Genomic DNA, 18,009 nt, shown 5'->3' with positions numbered 1-18,009 from the left:
GCCGGAGCGGGCCTTTCTGTTCACGCGGCGTCGCGCATGGCGCCGGGACCCGGCATGGCCCCGGGCGGGCACTTGCCGGCGATGATCATGCCGAGCACATCGTCGTGGTTCACGTCGCTGGTGCGCGCCGTTCCCACCACCTTGCCGTTCTTCATCACCGTCACGCGGTCGGCAAGATCGAAGACGTCATGCAGGTCGTGGCTGATGAGGAAGATGCCGATGCCCTCGGCCTTCAACTGCTTGATGAGTTCGCCCACCTGCGCCGTTTCGGCCGGGCCCAGCGCCGCCGTCGGCTCGTCCATGATGAGGATGCGGGCATTGAAGTGAATGGCGCGGGCGATGGCCACAGACTGCCGCTGGCCGCCCGAGAGCTTGGAAACGGGCTCCTTGAAGCGGCGGAAGTTCGGGTTGAGGCGTTGCATCACCTTGCGGCACTCCGCCTCCATGGCGACGTCATCGAGCGTGCCGAAGTTCGTCTTCAGTTCGCGGCCGAGATAGAGATTGGCGGCGGCGTCCACGTTGTCGGCGAGGGCCAGCGTCTGGTAGATCGTTTCGATCCCCAGCGCCTTGGCGTCGCGCGGGTTGTCGATGTTCACTTCCTGGCCTTCGATGAAGATCTGGCCCGCGTCGCGCTTGTAGGCGCCCGAGAGCACCTTGATCAGCGTCGACTTGCCGGCACCGTTGTGGCCGAGCAGGCCCACCACTTCGCCGGGATAGAGATCGACGGTGGCATGATCGACGGCCTTGATGCCGCCGAAGGCAATCGAGATGTCGCGCATCTCGATCAGCGGCGTGCCGCGGTCGCGGAGGTTCTTGTGCGGCTCCGCGCCGCGCACGGCAGCAGGAGTATCGTGCACCTCGATGACCTTCGCGGGTGCCTTCGCGGCACTGCGAGCCGCAGGCCTGGCGGCCTTCTTCGCCGGAGACTTGCGCGCAGGAGCGGATTTCTTTGCAGACTTGGCCATGATGCCCTCTCCTTACTTCACGCGGCGGGAATAGAGTTGGTCGAGATAGACGGCGAGGACGAGAACCGCACCCACCACCACGTTCTGAAAAGCTGCCGGCAGGTTGAGGAGCGACATGCCGGAGATGATCGACTGCATCATCAGCGCGCCGATCATGGCGCCGTAGATGGTGCCGACGCCGCCCGCGAGCGAGGTACCACCGATCACGGTGGCCGCGATCACGTAGAGTTCGTTGGTGAGGCCAAGGGCGTTGGTTGCCGCGTTGAGGCGGGCGGAGGAAATGATGGCCGACACGCCCACAAGCGCGCCCATGAGGGCGAAGACCTTCACGATCATCATCTTGGTGTTGATGCCCGCCAGTTCCGCGGCTTCCGGATTTCCGCCGATGGCGTAGACGTAGCGGCCGAACATGGTGCGGGTGGCGAGGAAGGTCATGACGATGCCGACGACCAGCGCCACGATCACGGGCAATGAATAGCCGGTGTAATAGACAAGACCGCTGGTGCAGCGCACCACCTGTTCGCCTGCCATGCAGACGGCCGTGCCATCCCGGTCTTCAACACCGGCAGGAATGGTCACGCCATTGGCCTTGGCGTAGTTCTCGATCAGCTTGAAGGGCCAGGGATAGGAGTTCATCACATGGGTGATGCCCAGCACCACGGCACTTCCTAGCACGGCGAGGAAAACCTCGGCCCAAACCGGGCGCAACGGAAACTTGAAACGCAATCTCTGCCGCCGGCCATTGATGATGGCGAAGATGATGGAGGCGCAGACCAGCAGGGCCAGCATCCAGCTCCAGAACGGTCCGAGCCAGCTCAGAGGAATGCCGCCGCCGAAGACTTCAAACGTCTTGTCCATGGGGGCCACGGTTTCGCCCTTGGCCATGTAGAAAGCGATACCGCTGTAGGCGAGCAATCCGCCGAGGGTGACGATGAAGGCGGGGATCTTGGCATAGGCCGTGAGCCAGCCGTTGAATGCGCCCACCGCCGCGCCGAGCGCGATGCAGGCGAGCACGCCGATCATCCAGATTGACCAGTGGCCCACGCCGAGCACCGGCGCGAGCTTGAAGACCTGCAGAACGGCGCCGGCGACGGCCACCATCGAGAGCATGGAGCCCACCGAAAGATCGAGTTGGCGCATCACGATCAGCAGCACCATGCCGGTGGACATGACCGCGATCGAGGAGGTCTGGACGAGAAGTGTCCACAAATTTCGTGGCGTGAGGAAGGAGCCGCCGAGGAGTCCGCCAAAATTGCCGCGCATGATGCCGCTGGCAATATCGAACAGGCACCAGATCAGGACCAGTGCAGCGATCATGCCCAGCATGCGTGCATCAATTTCCGTGGCGCGGAAAAAGCGCTTGACGGCGCCTTCCGTCTGCAAGGCGGGGTTCTGGCTTGAGTTGGCTGTGTCTGACATCGGCCGCTCCGGAAAAATCCTGCTTCTCATTAAAGAAAAGCCGCGCCCATTTTGCAACAGGCGCGGCCCCTGGTTTCGTCAGCCGCCTGACTTAGCAGCCCGGCACGGCACCGGCAGCAACGCCAGCGCAGGCCTGTTCCTTGGTGATGTGACCAGCGTCGATGGCGACGTTGATGTTGTCCTTGGTGATCGGCGTCGGAGCAAGCAGGATGGAGTTCATTTCCACGCCCTTCTTGCCGCCCGAGAACTTGGCAACGCCCGGGATCTTGGTCACGTCTGTGCCTTCGGCAAGCGCGTTGGCGGCTTCACCGGCCACCTTGCCGAGGTCCACGGAGTTCTTCCACACCGAGACGGTCTGCGTGCCGAGGGCGACGCGGTTGATGGCCGCGAGGTCACCGTCCTGGCCGCCGACCGGAATGCCGGCCATGCCCTGCGCGGTGAGGGCCGCCACAACGCCCGAGGCCATGCCGTCGTTTTCAGAGGCGACTGCGTCCACCTTGTTGCCGGTCGAGGTCAGGCACTGCTCCATGTTCTTCTGGGCATTGTCCGGCTTCCAGCCATCGGTGAAGGTTTCACAGACGTTCTTGATCTTGCCCGAGTCGAGACCTTCCTTGAGCACTTCCATCATGCCCTGGAACAGGAAGGTGGCGTTCGGATCGCCCTTGTCGCCCTTGATGAAGGCGTAGTTGCCTTCCGGCTTCACCTTCTGGATTTCCTGGGCGATGATGCGGCCCACGCCCACGTTGTCGAAGGTGATGTAGAGCGCGTTCGGATCTTCGAACTGGACGTCATAGGCGATCGACTTGATGCCGGCATCGCTGAGCGCCTTGATGGAGGGCAGGATGGCATCCGAGTCAAAGGCCACGACCAGAACCACGTCCGGCTTCTGCGAGATCAGGCCTTCGATGTCGGCAGCCTGCTTCTGGGCAGAACCCTGCGCATCGGTGGAGATGTACTTGTTGCCGGCAGCTTCGACGGCAGCCTTGATCGCCGCTTCGTCGGTCTTCCAGCGTTCTTCCTGGAATGTCTTCCACGACACTGCGATCGTCTTGCCGGCTGCGTTGGCCGACAGGGATGACGCGCCGAGCATCAAGGCTCCGGCGACCGCCGCATAAATTGCACGCTTCATTCTCAAATCCTCCTGGTGCCTTCTCGATCCGCGATGGACGCCAAAGACCGCCCTTCGCGGGGGCGGAGTGTCAGTCGGATTTTGAAAGCTGGACGTTCGTTTCGTTGTTTTATTTTGGCGCCCGAAAAAAGGTTGCACGAAGATGAGCGGGGAGTCAAGCGGCCCTCCGGAGCAAAGGAAAACCGCCGCCCACGGGCACTTGACAGCATACCAACTGGTCGGTATTGCACTCGCATGCTCCAGACCACAGCCAAGACCAAGCTGCTCAATGCCGCCCTCTCCATGGTGCGCACCACGGGTTATGAAGCCACGTCAGTGGATGATCTCTGCCGCGCAGCGGGTGTGACCAAGGGAGCCTTCTTCCATCACTTCCGCAGCAAGGAAGACCTGGCGGTGATGGCGGCGGGTCATTGGTCCACGGTAACGGGCGCGATGTTCGCAGCGGCTCCCTATCATTCCTATGATGACCCGCTGGACCAGCTGATCGCCTACATCGATTTCCGCGCCGAGCTTCTGGAGGGACGCAGCATTCCGGAAGCGACCTGCCTGCTCGGCACGATGGTTCAGGAGACCTACGCCTCCAATCCCGCCATCCGCGATGCCTGCGAGGCAGGGATCAGCAAACATGCGGAGACCATTGCCGCCATCATCACTGCTGCCAAGAACCGGCACGCGCCGCGGGCATCATGGTCGGCGGAAAGCCTGGCGTTGCATACACAGGCTGTCCTTCAAGGTGCCTTCATTCTGGCCAAAGCACGGAATGATATCGCCATCGCACGGGAGTCCATCCTGCATTTGCGCCGCTACGTCGAACTGCTTTTTCATCACGGCAAGGAGGACTGACGACCCGCTTCACGAACTTCACCACTTCATCTGCGTTCAGCACGGACAAGGAAGGGAACCACACCATGCCGACAAAGATTTTCGTCAATCTGCCTGTGACAGACCTCGGGCGTTCGATTGCGTTCTACAAGGCGCTCGGCTTTGCACAGAACCTGCAGTTCAGCGACGACACCGCCGCCTGCATGGTGATCAGCGAAGAGAACTACGTGATGCTGCTGACGCACGCGAAGTTCAAGGGTTTCTCCGACGCGCCGATTCCCGATGCCAAGACGTCCACGGGCCTGATGGTCGCGCTCGAAATGGGCAGCCGCGCGGCTGTCGATGAGTCAATGGCCTCTGCCCTCGCGGCGGGCGGCAGCGAACCGCGGCCGGCGGTGGACCTGGGCTTCATGTACAATCGCACCGTCGCCGACCCGGATGGGCACCGCTGGGAGCCCTTCTTCATGGACATGAGCCAGGTCCCGCAACAATAATCATCAGTGTACGGAGTTTATGATGTCGAAATTCATCTGGTACGACCTGATGACACCGGACCTTGCCGCGTCACGGGATTTCTATGCCCATGTCATCGGCTGGACAATCCGGGACAGCGGCATGCCGGGTGCCACCTACTGGCTTCTCTCGGCCAATGGCATTGACGTGGGCGGCATGATGTCACCGTTTGACCCCGGCATGCCGCCCGTGTGGACAGGCTACATCCATTCGAACGACGTCGACCGGGATGCGGCGCGCGCGGTGGAACTCGGCGGCATGATCCACCGCCCGCCGCAGGACATTCCGGGGGTTGCACGTTTCGCCGTCCTTGCCGATCCGTCAGGTGCGGGCTTCATCATCTTCAAGCCCATTTCCACGGAGCAGCCAAAGACAGTTCCGGACGGCACGGCCGGCCACACCGGCTGGCGCGAACTCATGTCTGGCAACTGGCAAACCGCCTTCGCCTTCTATGAAGCGCTGTTCGGCTGGAAGAAGACCGAGGCGATGGACATGGGGCCCATGGGAACCTACCAGCTTTTCGAAACAGGTCCCGGCCAGACCGGCGGCATGATGACGAAGGTCCCGCAAGACCCGTCGCCGCCCCATTGGAACTACTATTTCAATGTGGACTCACTCTCCGCCGCAATCAATCGCGCCAAGGACAAGGGTGCCCGGGTGGTGATGGAACCGATGGAAGTGCCCGGCGGTGGCTTCGCCTGCGGATGCATCGATCCGCTCGGTGCGGCGTTCTCCATGTTCAGCAACATGAAATGAAGGAGTGCGTGACATGTCCTACACGATCAACCTGCACCGTGTCTTCAAGGCCCCACCATCGCGCGTCTACAAGGCCTTTCTGGACCCTGCCGCCCAATGCAAATGGCTTCCGCCGGCTGGCTATACCTGCACGGTGCATCACAGCGAGCCGAAGGTTGGGGGAACCTTCCGCATGTCATTCACGGAATTCGAATCCGGCAATGCCAATGCATTCGGCGGCACGTTCCTCGAACTCGTTCCGAACGAGAAGCTGCGCTACACCGACACTTTCGAGGATCCAAATCTGCCCGGCGAGATCACCGTGACCGTGACCATGAAACCCGTCATGTGCGGCACGGACGTGACGATCGTGCAGGAAGGCGTGCCGGACATCATTCCGGAGGAAATGTGCTATCTCGGCTGGCAGGACTCGCTCAAACAGCTTGCGCAGTTCGTCGAAATCTTGGCCACCGCCTGACAAAATTCAGCAAGGGAGAGTTCCAAATGGCCACTCAACACTATCACGGAAGTTGCCAGTGCGGCGCGGTTGCCTTTGAAGCCGATGTCGATCTCGACAATACCATCACCTGCAATTGTTCACGTTGCCAGCGACTCGGTTCGGTGCTGGCGTTCGCGCCGCAGGATGGCTTCACCCTGCTGCGGGGCGAGGACCAGATGACGGAATATCTCTTCAACAAGCATGTCGTGCACCATCTCTTCTGCAAGACCTGCGGTATCGAAGGATTTGCGCGTGGCAAGGGACCGGATGGCAAGGAGATGGTGGCCGTCAACGTGAACTGCCTTGAGGGCGTCGATCCGCGCGCGCTTCAGTCCAAACACTACAACGGGCGCGACAAGTAGGGCACGCGCGTGAGCGGCGCGTCCTGCCGCTCATTCCACTTCCGACAGCGTTTCCTTCATCACCCGCGGCAGCACCAGCGGCACCATGATGTCCATGGTGAAATGCCAGCGGTTCTTCGACAGGAAGCCGCCCTCGGCCACGCCCAGTTCATAGTCGTAGTCACCGCTCACGGTGCACCAGAGGTCATCTTCTTCGCAGTTCACCTTGAGGGAGTCTTCGTCGATGGTGCGGTTGCGGACACCCCAATCCTTCACCATGCGGCGCTTCTCGGCCACGATGCTGTCGCCGCTCACCAGGCGGCCATTGTACTCCACGTTTGCGGCATAGGAATTCGCGAGGCTTTCCTCCATGCCCGCGAGGTCCTGCGTTTCCGCCATCACCAGTCGCCGTGCCATCGCCAGTGAAATGTTGGAAGAGAGACGGTGTGGCCTGATCTTGAGGCTCTCGAAAATCGACGTGTCGGATGGAGCCGCCGCCATCTCCGTCTCGGTCACGCCGGGGATCACCACGCTGCCGTTGGATTGTCCGCCGTCTTCATCTGTCGGCACATTGTCGACGTGGTATTTCACCAGTTGGTCGCGGGTCAGGAAGGTCACATTGGCGGGGGGCGTGCGCGAGGCCAGCAGCACCACATGGGTATCGACGCCCATGGTTTCCGTATAGTCGGCCAATTCGCCCACCATCATCTGGTGAGACTCGATGTCCTTCGCGGTGAAGAACGGCTTCTCCGGATCGGCCGAAGCATCGCCGAAGGAAAACTGGTGCACGCCGTATTGCGCTTCACGCGTGACGACGCGATTGACGCCGCCCATGAGCATGTAAGTGCAGGCCGAGGCGCAGAGATCGAAGGCAACAACCGACATTCCGCGCTCGCGCAAAATGTGGCCCATGCTGATCGCGGCTCCCAGCGCGCCCCCCGGTGAGCGGATGTAGAGCGCCTTGTTCCATGGCCCGCTATCAGGGGCATTCTGGCTGATGAAGGCCTGGAAGGTATCGGCGGTGTCGGGCGCGAAGGCTCCCTCCGCGAGGATGTGATCGCCGTCGAGAGAGAAGGTCATCACCTGCTCCATCCAGGTATCGTCCGCCAGCGCGGGGGTACAAAGCCCCAAAATCACCGCTGCCACCGCCGCCCGCCGTTTCATGCGCTGCCACTCCCCGCCTGTGCGAATCCCGTTCCACATCCGTAACATGCCGGGAAATCCAGACAACCTGCGATGCACTGTTCCCTCCGCTGCGCGGAGTGCAGCTTGACAGTGTACAGGCGGCGGCGTATTCAGATTTAATGACTGACCAGTCAGTAACTAAAAGAACGCGCCGGCGGCGCCCCGATGCTCGCCCCAGTGAAATCCTGGCGGCGGCCTTGGCGTTGTTCAGCGAGAAGGGTTTTGCCGCCGCCCGCATGGAGGACGTCGCGGCACGGGCGGGCGTCAGCAAGGGTGCGATCTATCTCTACTTCCCGGACAAGTCGGCTCTGCTGAAATCAATCGTGCAGCAGGCCATCGGTGAGCAGATCGCTCTGGCGGCGCGCATGGCTGACCACATCGAAGGTCCCGTGGCGCCGGTGATGGCGCAGCTCGCCGGCATGCTGGCGCATCGGATCGAGACCACCGACCTCCCTTCGATCATCAAGCTCGTCATTGGCGAGAGCCGGGCGCATCCGGACATCGGCCAGTACTATCTCGACAACGTTGTGAAATCGGCGCTGCCCCTGCTGGAGCGGCTGCTCTCGCACGGGATCGCCACGGGAGAGTTTCGCGCGGTTGATCCAAACCTCACCGTCAAGTGCATGATCGGTCCGCTGATGCTGAGTGCGCTCTGGCATGCCGTGTTCGTGCCGCTGGGGGCTGCGCCTTACAGCGTGGCGGCACTCGCCGACCAACACATGGATATTTTTCTCAGGGGCCTGCGGCCATGAAACGCCTCATTCCGATCCTCATCGTCATCCTTGCAGGGAGCCTCTTCTGGTTCCGTGAGCGCTGGCTTCCTGCGGCTGCCGATCATGCGGCCTATCTCGGATACGTGGAGGGTGAGAGCCTGCTGATCGGCCCTCCCGTTGCGGGCCGCATTGTCACGATATCCGTGGCCAAGGGTGACCGCATCGCTGCGGGCGACCTGCTGTTCCAACTGGATGACAGCGCGGCGCGCATGGATTCAGCGCGGCTTTCCGCCGCCGTGGCCACCGCCAGGGCACTGGCCGCAAACCTCGCCAGCGGAAAGCGGGCCGAGGAAATGGACGTGATCGTTCGCCAGGAGGCGGAAGCGCAGGCCAACGTTACGCTGGCGCAAGTCGAGTTCACACGGGTGAACAAGCTGTCACGCCAGGGCATCGCCGCTGAAACCCAACTCGACAAGGCAAAGGCTGCGCTGGCCGTGGCGGAAGAACGCCTGAAACAGATCCAGGCCAATGCCGTAATCGCGCGGCTTCCTGCGCGTGCCGCCGAGATTGATGCTGCGCATTCACGTATCACGGAGGCGGAAGCGGCCTTGGCGACCGCCAATGCCAAACTTGCAGACTTCAGGTCCGCGGCGCCGGTGGAGGCTCTTGTGGATGATGTGTTCTTCGATCCGGGCGAAGTGGTGGGCGCGGGTCAACCGGTCCTCGCCCTTCTGCAGCCGGAGAAGGCCACGCTGCTTTTCTATATCCCGGAGGCGGAGCGTGCGAAGGCGCAGGCCGGCGTCACCATCCGCTATCGCTGCGACGGTTGTGGCGACGGCGGCACGGCCACCATCACGCATGTGGCCGCAACGCCGGAATACACGCCCCCGGTCATCTATTCCGCTTCGGCGCGGGCGAAGCTCGTCTTCCAGGTGGAAGCGCGCCCGGTGACGCCCGACGCGCACCTGCAGCCGGGCCTTCCCGTTGAATTCGAGCCCCTGCCATGAGCGGCCTCGCCATCGACGTTCGCGGACTGGTGAAGCGCTACGGGCAGCGCACGGTCGTGGACCGCGTCGACCTGCAGATCGCACCAGGCCGTATCTGCGGCTTCCTCGGACCCAACGGCTCGGGCAAGACGACGACGCTCCGCATGATCTGCGGTCTGCTGACACCAGACGCAGGCGAGGGCACGGTTCTGGGCGAGGACATCATCACCGGGCGCGATGCCATCAAGCGGCAAACGGGCTACATGACGCAGCGCTTCGGACTCTACGAAGACCTCACCATCCGCGAGAACCTGGAATTCGTGGCGCAGGTCTATGGCCTTCCCCGCGTTGCGGAGAAGGTGACGGAGGCCCTTGCGCGCCTTGGCCTGGAGAGCCGCCAGCACCAACTCACCGGGTCACTCTCCGGCGGATGGAAGCAACGTCTGGCGCTGGCGGCCTGTGTGCTGCACACGCCGAAAATCCTGCTGCTCGATGAACCGACGGCGGGTGTCGATCCCAAGGCGCGGCGCGGCTTCTGGGACGAAATCCATGCGCTTGCGGCGGAGGGCATCACGGTGCTGGTCTCGACGCACTACATGGACGAGGCCGAGCGCTGTCACGAGATTGCCTACATCGCCTATGGCAAGCTGATGGCGCGCGGCACCGCCCGTGACATCATCACCCAATCCGGTCTTCATGCCATGGTGGTGACAGGCCCCGGTGCCGACAGGTTGGCGCCCGCGCTGCGCGATGCCGAGGGCATCACCGCTGCGGCGGCCTTCGGCACGGCGCTGCATGTGTGCAGCCCCGACGAGGCAGCGCTGCGCCAGGCGGTCTCTGGCATCGTCTCGGCGCATGAGGGATTGGCCGCCGCACCGGCCGAGCCAACGCTGGAGGATGTGTTCATCCACCTGATGGGCCAGGCCACCGACAATGCGGAAGCGGCGTGAGGTGACATCAATGGGATTCTTCCGCCGCTTGTGGGCCATCATGGTGAAGGAGGCGCGGCAGTTGCGGCGCGACCGCCTGACCTTCGCCATGATGTTTGTGATCCCCATCGCACAGCTCATCCTCTTTGGCTTCGCCATCAACACCGATCCCAAGGGGTTGCCCGCGGCCATTCTTGCCTATGACCATTCGCCCCTGTCGCGCGCCCTCATCAGCGGCATTGGACAGACCGGCTATTTCGCTTTCGTTGCCGAACCCCGGACGGAGGCGGAGTCAGATGCCCTGCTGCAGCGGGGCGAGGTCCAGTTTGTCATCACCATCCCCGACCGCCTGACACGGCGCGTGGTGCGGGGCGAAACGGCTGCCGTGCTGGTGGAGGCTGATGCCACCGACCCCGCGACCATCGCCCCCGCGCTGGCCGCGGTGAATGGCGCGGTGTCACAGACGCTGGCGCGTGAACTGAACGGCGTGCTGTCGCGGCATCAGGCCAACACACCTGCGGTCGATGTGCGGCTGCACCGCCGCTACAATCCCGAGGGCATCACCCGCTACAACATCGTGCCAGGGCTTCTGGGCATCATCCTCACCATGACCATGGTGATGATGACGGCACTTGCCGTCACGCGCGAATATGAGCGCGGCACCATGGAAAACCTGCTCGCCATGCCGGTGCGGCCCTTGGAGGTGATGGCGGGCAAGATCGCGCCCTACATCATCATCGGCACCATGCAGGTGATCGTCGTGCTGGTGGCGGCGCGCATCCTGTTCGACGTTCCCTTCGAGGGAAGCCCGGTGCTGTTCACGCTTTCGACGATGCTGTTCATCACCGTCAACCTCGCCATCGGCTTCACCTTCTCGACGGTGGCGCGCAACCAGTTGCAGGCGGTGCAGATGTCGTTCTTCTTCCTCATGCCGGCGATCCTGCTCACCGGCTTCGCCTTCCCATTCCGCGGCATGCCCGGCTGGGCGCAGGCCATCGGTGAGGCGCTGCCCGCGACACATTTCATCCGCATCGTGCGTGGTGTCATGCTCAAGGGCGCGACACCTGCGCAAGTCGCGGGCGAAATCGCGGTGCTCGCATTCATGCTGGTGCTGGTGGCGACACTTGCGGTGAGCCGTTACCGCGTGACACTGGACTGACTCTGGTGGTTCAAACCGGTGCCCAGGATTGCGCTGAGGCCTTTTCAAAATCGAGGCGGAAGTCATTGCCGGCGATGGTGCTGGCTTCGCGGCGCACGCTGTGGCTGATGCCGCAGACCTGATTGCAGTGGCGCATGCGCTCCCGCACATCATCCGAGCCGGTCCACAGGGCGGCGAGGTCGCCCGTTTTCTGCCAGACCTTGCCGGGGAACTGCGAGGAAAAACACAGCCGCGCCATGCCGAAATTGTCGACCATGATGTTGCGGTCGTGGCTGTTGCAGATGTGCTCGTCGGTGCCCGCCTTCATGCCCCAGCCGCGGCCCCGGTCCTCGCGCGCCCGCAGCGAACGAAAATACATGCCGACCTGCTCCATCCACACGGGGCTCAGTCCCAGTCCAAAGCGTGCGTCGCTGCTCTTCAGTTGCGCCAGCAGCACATCCGGATCGACGTTGCCCTCGGCGGCATAGAAATCGTCCACTTCCCCGGCCTGACCGAAGGAGGGCTGGATGAAGTTGAGCTTCAGTTTGTCGGCGCCCACGTCGTTCAGGACGAAGTCGTAGAACGCCTCGATCATGGTGTGGTTCGAACCGAAGACCAGCCCCATGACGATGATCTTTGTATCGGGTGTGCCCCACTTGTCGCGCGCCGCGATGAGGAGGCGGAGCGCCCGCACAGCCTTCGCATGCGATCCCACAACGCCGCGCGTCTTGTCGTGCAGCGCCGGGTCGTGGCTGTTGAGGGAAATCGAGATTTCGTGCGGGCCTTCAAGAATCATCCGCTTCGCCATCTCGGCGCTGCGGATCCGGGTGCCATTGACCACGGAAAGGCAACGGAGGCCCTGGGCGCGCGCTGCTTGGGCGACGCCGAAATAGGTATCCAGTGCCAACATCGGCTCACCACCGCAGATCACCAGGCGGCCCTGCGGGCTGAGGCGGGCATATTCCTCGATCAGCTCCACACGCTGCGGAAGCGTCAGGTAGCGCTCGGTGGCCTCGTCGCGCTTCCAGAAGAAACAATGGGCACAGCGGAGATTGCAGGCGAGGTTCACGTCCATGAACAGGAAACGCGGGGGCATGAGCATGCTGCCATCATATGCCCCTGCTTGCGCACTGCAACACGCGCTGCAGTTGATTTCTCCCGGCCTGCCCATTGCAAGGGAAGCTCTTCAAATCTACATACTTACTCATGATTTCCCAGCGCGCCCGTTACGCCTTCAAGGCGCTCGTCGCCCTCGCCAGGGCCGAGCCGGGCCGGGGAATGAACATCCGCGAACTCTGTGAACAGGAGAAACTGCCGCGCAAGTTCATCGAGCAGATCCTGTCCACGCTGCGCAGTGCCGGATATATTTCCAGCCGCCGGGGGCGCGATGGCGGTTATGAATTGCTTCGGCCCGCAGACGACATCCATATCGGCGCCCTGTTGCGCCTGCTGGATGGACCGATTGCGCCGCTCTCCTGCCTGTCGCGCACGGCCTACCGCAAATGCAGCGACTGCCGGTCCGAATCGGAGTGTGAATTGCGCCGCGCCTTCGACCGTCCCTATGCCGAATATCTCGAGCGGCTTGAGGGGACGACACTCGCAGACATCCTCTCCCCACAGGGCCAGGGCCCCGCGGCCCAGATGAAGATCAACCTGTAAGCTATTGAAATAGCATGAAACAAACAGGATGTTCGCTAAACAGAACACTTTCTGCTTGAATCCATACTAATCCTGTGTAGATTTAGGTTATTCAATCGAAAGGAGCTTCCCATGACCCACACTGCCCGCCGTACTTTCCTTGGAGCCGCGACCGGCATCGCCGTCGCCCTGGCCCTGGGTGTCACGCCCGCGTTGGCTGACAAGACCCTGCTCAACGTCAGCTATGACCCGACTCGCGAACTCTACAAAGAGATCAACGAGGCCTTTGCTGCCGACTGGGCGGCCAGGCACGGGGGTGAGGTCATCACCATCAACCAGTCGCACGGCGGTTCGGGCAAGCAAGCCCGCGCGGTGATCGACGGTCTCAAGGCCGATGTGGTGACGCTGGCACTGGCCGGCGACATCGATGCCATCGCCAGCAAGAGCAAGCTGCTGCCGGCCGACTGGGCCACGCGCCTGCCGCACAACGCGGTCCCCTACTCATCGACCATCGTGTTTCTGGTGAAGAAGGGAAACCCCAAGGGCATCAAGGATTGGGGCGACCTCGCCCAATCCGGCTTGCAAGTGATCACGCCCAATCCGAAGACCTCCGGCGGTGCCCGCTGGAACTACCTCGCGGCCTGGGCCTGGGCGAACAAGAGCTTCGGCGGTGACGAGGCCAAGGTGAAGGACTTCATCGCCGACCTCTATCGCAACGTTCCGGTGCTCGATACGGGAGCGCGCGGCTCCACGACAACCTTCGCCGAACGCGGCATCGGCGACGTGCTGATCTCGTGGGAAAGCGATGCCTTCCTGGCGCTCGATGAATTCGGCGCGGACAAGTTCGACATCGTCGTGCCGTCGCTCTCCATTGCCGCTGCAACGCCTGTCGCCCTCGTCGATGAAAATGCCAAGGCCAACGGCAACGAAGAGGTGGCCAAGGCCTATCTCGATTTCCTCTATGGTCCGGTGGCGCAGAAGATTGCGGCGCATCACCACTACCGCCCGAGTGATCCATCCGCTGCCGATCCGGCAGATCTCGCCAAGTTGCCGACGCTTGAACTCGTGAGCATCGACGATGCCTTTGGCGGATGGAAGACGGCGCAGGCCACGCATTTTGCCGAGGGCGCGCTGTTCGACCAACTTTACAAGCCCACCAACTGAGGCATGCGGCGTGGCTTATTCCTTCCTGGCCCACGCCCGTGCCTTGCGGCAGCCAAGCGTCATCCCTGGATTGGGGTTGACGCTTGGCGTTGCCGTTGCGGTGCTGGGCCTCGTGGTGCTGCTGCCGCTGGCCGCCCTGATGCTGAAGGCGATGAGCATCGGCCCTGCGGGCTTCATCGCGGTCATGACGGACGCGCGCGTCCTCGCCGCACTGCGCCTCTCATTCGGTGCGGCCTTCATTGCGGCACTTGTGAACGCTGTGTTCGGTCTCCTGGTGGCGTGGGTTCTGGTGCGCTATGACTTTCCGGGCCGGCGCGTGCTGGATGCGGTGGTGGATCTGCCCTTCGCCCTTCCCACGGCCGTGGCCGGCATTGCCCTTGCCGCCATCTACGCGCCGAATGGACCGATGGGCGCGCTTGCGGCCCGCTTCGGCCTCAAGATTGCCTTCACGCCACTCGGTGTCGTGCTCGCACTTGTGTTTATCGGTCTTCCCTTCGTGGTGCGCACGGTGCAGCCTGTTCTCGCAGATGTGGAGCGTGACGTCGAAGAGGCTGCAACGCTACTCGGTGCGTCGCGCCTGCGCATCGTTTTCCAGGTCATCCTGCCCCATGTCTTCCCCGCCCTGCTCACGGGCGTTGCGCTCGCCTTCGCGCGGGCGGTCGGCGAATACGGGTCGGTCATCTTCATCGCCGGAAACATTCCGATGGTCTCGGAAATCGCGCCACTTCTCATCGTCATCAAGCTGGAGGAGTTCGACTATGCCGGCGCCACCGTGGTGGCGACACTCATGCTGGCCCTCTCGTTCGGACTGCTCCTCGTCATCAACACGCTGCAATCGTGGCAGCAACGGAGGCACGGCCATGGCTGATGCTGTGCAGGCATTTCCCCAATCCCGTCCCCGCATCGGCGAGACATCGCTGGTGCGGGGCGCGCTGATCCTCGTGGCAACCATGTTTCTCGCGGCGGTCCTGCTGTTTCCGCTGGCGATCGTCTTCCTTGAAGCCTTCGGCAAGGGATGGCGTGTCTTTGTGGACGCCTTCCTGCAGCCCGACACGCTTGCCGCCATCCGCCTCACCCTGCTGGTGGCGGCCTTCACGGTGCCGTTCAATGTTGTCTTCGGCCTGTGCGCCAGCTGGGCCATCAGCAAGTTCAACTTTGCCGGAAAGAACCTGCTTCTTTCGCTGATCGACTTGCCATTTTCCGTATCGCCGGTGATTGCGGGCCTCATCTATGTGTTGCTGTTCGGTGCGCAAGGGTGGTTTGGCCCCATGCTCAAGGACTGGAATGTGCAGGTGATCTTTGCCGTGCCCGGCATCGTGCTCGCCTCCGTATTCGTCACCTTCCCCTTTGTTGCGCGCGAACTCATTCCGCTCATGCAGTCGCAAGGCACGTCCGAGGAGGAAGCGGCGCTGTCGCTTGGTGCTTCCGGCTGGCACACATTCACGCGGGTGACCCTGCCCAACGTGAAGTGGGCGTTGCTCTACGGCGTGCTCCTTTGCAACGCCCGCACCATGGGCGAATTCGGCGCCGTCTCGGTGGTGTCCGGACATATTCGCGGCCTCACCAACACGATGCCGCTGCACATCGAGATTCTCTACAACGAGTACGATTTCACCGGTGCCTTCGCCGTCGCCACACTGCTCGCCGGCCTTGCCCTCATCACCCTCCTGCTCAAGTCGCTGCTGGAATGGCGTCATGCCGGCGAACTTGCGGCAGGGCGCAACTAGGAGAGTGCCATGACTGTTTCTGTTTCCATCCGCGCTGCTGCCAAGAGCTTCAGCACCTATCCGGCCCTGAAAGGCGTTTCGCTGGAGGTCGCTCCGGGAGAACTGGTGGCACTGCTCGGCCCTTCGGGTTCCGGCAAGACGACGCTGCTCCGGGCGGTGGCGGGACTCGAATGTCTCGATGCGGGCGATGTCTTCTTCGGCGATGCCAATGCTTCGGGACTGTCGCTGCGCGAGCGACGCATCGGCTTTGTCTTCCAGCACTACGCGCTGTTCCGGCACATGAGCGTGATGGACAACATCGCCTTCGGCCTCCGCGCCCGGCCGCGCGGGTCACGGCCGGGGGAAGGTGACATTCGTGCGCGCGTGTTTGAACTGTTGTCGCTGGTGCAGCTGGCGGGACTCGAGTCGCGCTACCCGGCGCAACTCTCCGGCGGCCAGCGGCAGCGGGTGGCACTGGCCCGCGCGCTTGCCATCGAACCGCGCGTGCTCCTGCTGGACGAACCCTTCGGGGCGCTCGATGCCAAGGTACGAAAGGATCTGCGCCGCTGGTTGCGGAGCCTGCATGAGAAGACCGGCCACACCACCCTTTTCGTCACCCACGACCAGGACGAGGCCTTCGAACTCGCCGACCGCATCGCCATCCTCAACAGGGGTGCTATCGAACAAGTGGGAACGCCGGCCGATATTCTCTCACGCCCGGCCACGCCCTTCGTGCGTGACTTCATCGCCGATGTCAGCCCCGCCGCGTTACGAAAACCCAATCTCACCTGGCTGCGGGACGTGCGGGCATCAGCGGCGCAGTAATCTCAGAGCGCGTCTTCCTCGTCATCGAGGTGATCGAGTGCCGCGATCGCGGCCATGCCGCTTCCGGCAATCCCCTGCATGTCGCCATACATGCCGGATGTTGCTTCCAGCACGTTGAAGATGTGTTTCTCGCGCTTTGCCCATTGCCGCAGCATGAAGGTCTTTTCCTTTTCCAGGTCTTTCTGCTGGGCGCGGAAGTTTTCGATGATGGCATCGACCCGGTGTTTGAAGTGCGGCCCGGTGAGGTAGTCGTACATCTGCTCCATCTTGCCCGATTGACCGGCCTGCTGCTGGCGCACACGGGCGATGTCGAGCAGGTGGGCGCGCAGCACGGTGGCCAGCGCCAGTGCCTCGCGGGGATGGACGACATGCACCGTCTCAACCACGTCGAGGCGTTCGACGCCCTTGGGCAAGGCCGCCGACACCAGCACCGCCATGTCGGCGGGCAGGTTGCGCTGGTCATCGCGCAACTTGGGCAGCCAGCCATCGCTCCAGTTCCGGGCGCGCTTCAGTTCCCAGATGATGACACCGGCGACCTGCCCGCTTTGCGTCGTCACCTCCTGCACCAGGTCGGCGCCGATCTCGCCCTTGGGCACGGGGGCCACGCGGTCCATGGGGAAGCGGTGCTGCAGTTGCTGCTCGAAATCGAGTTCGAGCACTTCACCCTGCAACTGTTGCGAACCCTGCTCGGCGCGGCGCTTCAGGTCTTCGATCTGGCGTTGCATGCCGGCGATTGTTTCTTCCTTTTCGGAAACCTTGAGGCGCATGGCCTGCTCGGCCTCGGCCTGGGCCTTGGCGCGGATCGCCGCACTGTCGGCCTCGACGCGCCGGGCCACCGTCAGTTCCAGTTCGCGCTTCTGATCTTCCAGGGCGCGCTCCTTCGCCATGAATGCGGCCTGCTGTTTCTGCGCCTCTGCGAGCTTCTGCTCGCGCAGTTGCAAAAGGCCTTTCAGTTCCGCCATCGCTTCGGCCTGCTGCTTCATCTCGAAGTCGAGGGTGGAGCGGATGCGCTTCTGCTCCATCGCCACCAGCGCCGCCTTCTGCTCCTCCAGGCGCGCGGCCACCTGCTCCTCCACATGGGCCTGGGCATGGGCGAGCTTCGATTGCTGCTGCTGCAACTCGGCCTTGTCCCGCGCCAGCATGTCGGCCTGTGCCTGCATGCGCTTTTCATAGTCAGCCCGCGTGGCGGCCAGCAGAGGCGCTGCCAACGACTCCGTGAGCTTCACCTCGGACTTGCAATTGGGACAAATGATCTGCGGTTCATTGTGCTGGGTCATGGTGCGAGGATAGCTGATTCGCCGT

Annotated in this window: 20 protein-coding genes; 14 read left to right on the top strand and 6 right to left on the bottom strand. The window is 62.8% G+C overall.

Annotation, left to right across the window (positions count from 1 at the left end):
* Window positions 1–20: 20 nt before the first annotated feature.
* The 3 genes from IPM06_09880 to IPM06_09870 form a co-directional block, all read right to left on the bottom strand.
* On the bottom strand, window positions 21–779 hold the full coding sequence (locus IPM06_09880; protein ID MBK8770723.1) for a sugar ABC transporter ATP-binding protein: 759 nt from the start codon (window positions 777–779) through the stop codon (window positions 21–23).
* 198 nt (window positions 780–977) lie between these two features.
* Window positions 978–2,384 (bottom strand): sugar ABC transporter permease, encoded by a 1,407-nt coding sequence (locus tag IPM06_09875; GenBank protein ID MBK8770722.1) that lies wholly within the window; start codon window positions 2,382–2,384, stop codon window positions 978–980.
* 91 nt (window positions 2,385–2,475) lie between these two features.
* Window positions 2,476–3,513, bottom strand: coding sequence for a substrate-binding domain-containing protein (locus IPM06_09870; GenBank protein MBK8770721.1), 1,038 nt, complete (start codon window positions 3,511–3,513; stop codon window positions 2,476–2,478).
* A 234-nt stretch (window positions 3,514–3,747) separates the two neighbouring features.
* On the opposite strand from IPM06_09870, the gene IPM06_09865 reads away from it, so the two are divergent.
* From IPM06_09865 to IPM06_09845, 5 genes are all read left to right on the top strand, one after another.
* Window positions 3,748–4,356 carry a TetR/AcrR family transcriptional regulator gene (locus IPM06_09865; protein MBK8770720.1) on the top strand — a complete coding sequence of 203 codons (609 nt, stop codon included), beginning with the start codon at window positions 3,748–3,750 and terminating at the stop codon, window positions 4,354–4,356.
* Between the two features lie 65 nt (window positions 4,357–4,421).
* On the top strand, window positions 4,422–4,829 hold the full coding sequence (locus tag IPM06_09860; protein ID MBK8770719.1) for a lactoylglutathione lyase: 408 nt from the start codon (window positions 4,422–4,424) through the stop codon (window positions 4,827–4,829).
* 22 nt (window positions 4,830–4,851) lie between these two features.
* Window positions 4,852–5,604, top strand: a complete 753-nt coding sequence (locus IPM06_09855; protein MBK8770718.1) for a VOC family protein — start codon at window positions 4,852–4,854, stop codon at window positions 5,602–5,604.
* A 13-nt stretch (window positions 5,605–5,617) separates the two neighbouring features.
* The gene (locus tag IPM06_09850) at window positions 5,618–6,061 is read left to right on the top strand and encodes an SRPBCC family protein (GenBank protein ID MBK8770717.1); all 444 of its coding nucleotides are present in this window, start codon (window positions 5,618–5,620) and stop codon (window positions 6,059–6,061) included.
* A gap of 26 nt (window positions 6,062–6,087) precedes the next feature.
* On the top strand, window positions 6,088–6,444 hold the full coding sequence (locus IPM06_09845) for a GFA family protein (GenBank protein ID MBK8770716.1): 357 nt from the start codon (window positions 6,088–6,090) through the stop codon (window positions 6,442–6,444).
* 30 nt (window positions 6,445–6,474) lie between these two features.
* Here the strand turns inward: IPM06_09845 and IPM06_09840 are convergent, their stop codons facing one another.
* Window positions 6,475–7,587, bottom strand: a complete 1,113-nt coding sequence (locus IPM06_09840) for a hypothetical protein (protein ID MBK8770715.1) — start codon at window positions 7,585–7,587, stop codon at window positions 6,475–6,477.
* Window positions 7,588–7,805: 218 nt separating this feature from the next.
* Here IPM06_09840 and IPM06_09835 point away from each other — a divergent pair, with 218 nt between their 5' ends.
* The 4 genes from IPM06_09835 to IPM06_09820 are packed head-to-tail and all read left to right on the top strand — an operon-like array spanning window position 7,806 to window position 11,395.
* Window positions 7,806–8,360 carry a helix-turn-helix transcriptional regulator gene (locus IPM06_09835; protein MBK8770714.1) on the top strand — a complete coding sequence of 185 codons (555 nt, stop codon included), beginning with the start codon at window positions 7,806–7,808 and terminating at the stop codon, window positions 8,358–8,360.
* Window positions 8,357–9,328 (top strand): HlyD family efflux transporter periplasmic adaptor subunit, encoded by a 972-nt coding sequence (locus IPM06_09830; GenBank protein ID MBK8770713.1) that lies wholly within the window; start codon window positions 8,357–8,359, stop codon window positions 9,326–9,328. The genes IPM06_09835 and IPM06_09830 overlap by 4 nt, the downstream gene beginning before the upstream one ends.
* Complete coding sequence (locus IPM06_09825; protein ID MBK8770712.1) at window positions 9,325–10,257, top strand: ABC transporter ATP-binding protein; 933 nt, start codon at window positions 9,325–9,327, stop codon at window positions 10,255–10,257. The genes IPM06_09830 and IPM06_09825 overlap by 4 nt, the downstream gene beginning before the upstream one ends.
* 10 nt (window positions 10,258–10,267) lie before the next feature.
* On the top strand, window positions 10,268–11,395 hold the full coding sequence (locus IPM06_09820; GenBank protein ID MBK8770711.1) for an ABC transporter permease: 1,128 nt from the start codon (window positions 10,268–10,270) through the stop codon (window positions 11,393–11,395).
* A 10-nt stretch (window positions 11,396–11,405) separates the two neighbouring features.
* Here the strand turns inward: IPM06_09820 and IPM06_09815 are convergent, their stop codons facing one another.
* Complete coding sequence (locus IPM06_09815; GenBank protein ID MBK8770710.1) at window positions 11,406–12,476, bottom strand: radical SAM protein; 1,071 nt, start codon at window positions 12,474–12,476, stop codon at window positions 11,406–11,408.
* A gap of 104 nt (window positions 12,477–12,580) precedes the next feature.
* Between IPM06_09815 and IPM06_09810 the strand changes: the two genes are divergently transcribed.
* From IPM06_09810 to IPM06_09790, 5 genes are all read left to right on the top strand, one after another.
* Window positions 12,581–13,033 carry an Rrf2 family transcriptional regulator gene (locus IPM06_09810; protein MBK8770709.1) on the top strand — a complete coding sequence of 151 codons (453 nt, stop codon included), beginning with the start codon at window positions 12,581–12,583 and terminating at the stop codon, window positions 13,031–13,033.
* 111 nt (window positions 13,034–13,144) lie between these two features.
* Complete coding sequence (locus IPM06_09805; GenBank protein MBK8770708.1) at window positions 13,145–14,176, top strand: sulfate ABC transporter substrate-binding protein; 1,032 nt, start codon at window positions 13,145–13,147, stop codon at window positions 14,174–14,176.
* Window positions 14,091–15,044: a sulfate ABC transporter permease subunit CysT gene (gene cysT, locus IPM06_09800; GenBank protein MBK8770707.1), complete on the top strand. Its 954-nt coding sequence runs from the start codon at window positions 14,091–14,093 to the stop codon at window positions 15,042–15,044. The genes IPM06_09805 and cysT overlap by 86 nt, the downstream gene beginning before the upstream one ends.
* Window positions 15,037–15,903, top strand: a complete 867-nt coding sequence (gene cysW / locus IPM06_09795; protein ID MBK8770706.1) for a sulfate ABC transporter permease subunit CysW — start codon at window positions 15,037–15,039, stop codon at window positions 15,901–15,903. The genes cysT and cysW overlap by 8 nt, the downstream gene beginning before the upstream one ends.
* A gap of 9 nt (window positions 15,904–15,912) precedes the next feature.
* Complete coding sequence (locus tag IPM06_09790) at window positions 15,913–16,707, top strand: ATP-binding cassette domain-containing protein (GenBank protein ID MBK8770705.1); 795 nt, start codon at window positions 15,913–15,915, stop codon at window positions 16,705–16,707.
* Between the two features lie 2 nt (window positions 16,708–16,709).
* Here IPM06_09790 and IPM06_09785 read toward each other — a convergent pair whose 3' ends face one another.
* Complete coding sequence (locus IPM06_09785; GenBank protein MBK8770704.1) at window positions 16,710–17,984, bottom strand: DUF2130 domain-containing protein; 1,275 nt, start codon at window positions 17,982–17,984, stop codon at window positions 16,710–16,712.
* Window positions 17,985–18,009 lie beyond the last annotated feature (25 nt).

It is taken from the genome of Hyphomicrobiales bacterium, assembly GCA_016710435.1.
Classification (GTDB): Bacteria; Pseudomonadota; Alphaproteobacteria; order Rhizobiales; family Aestuariivirgaceae; genus Aestuariivirga.
This window is presented reverse-complemented; position numbering and strand designations above follow the sequence as displayed.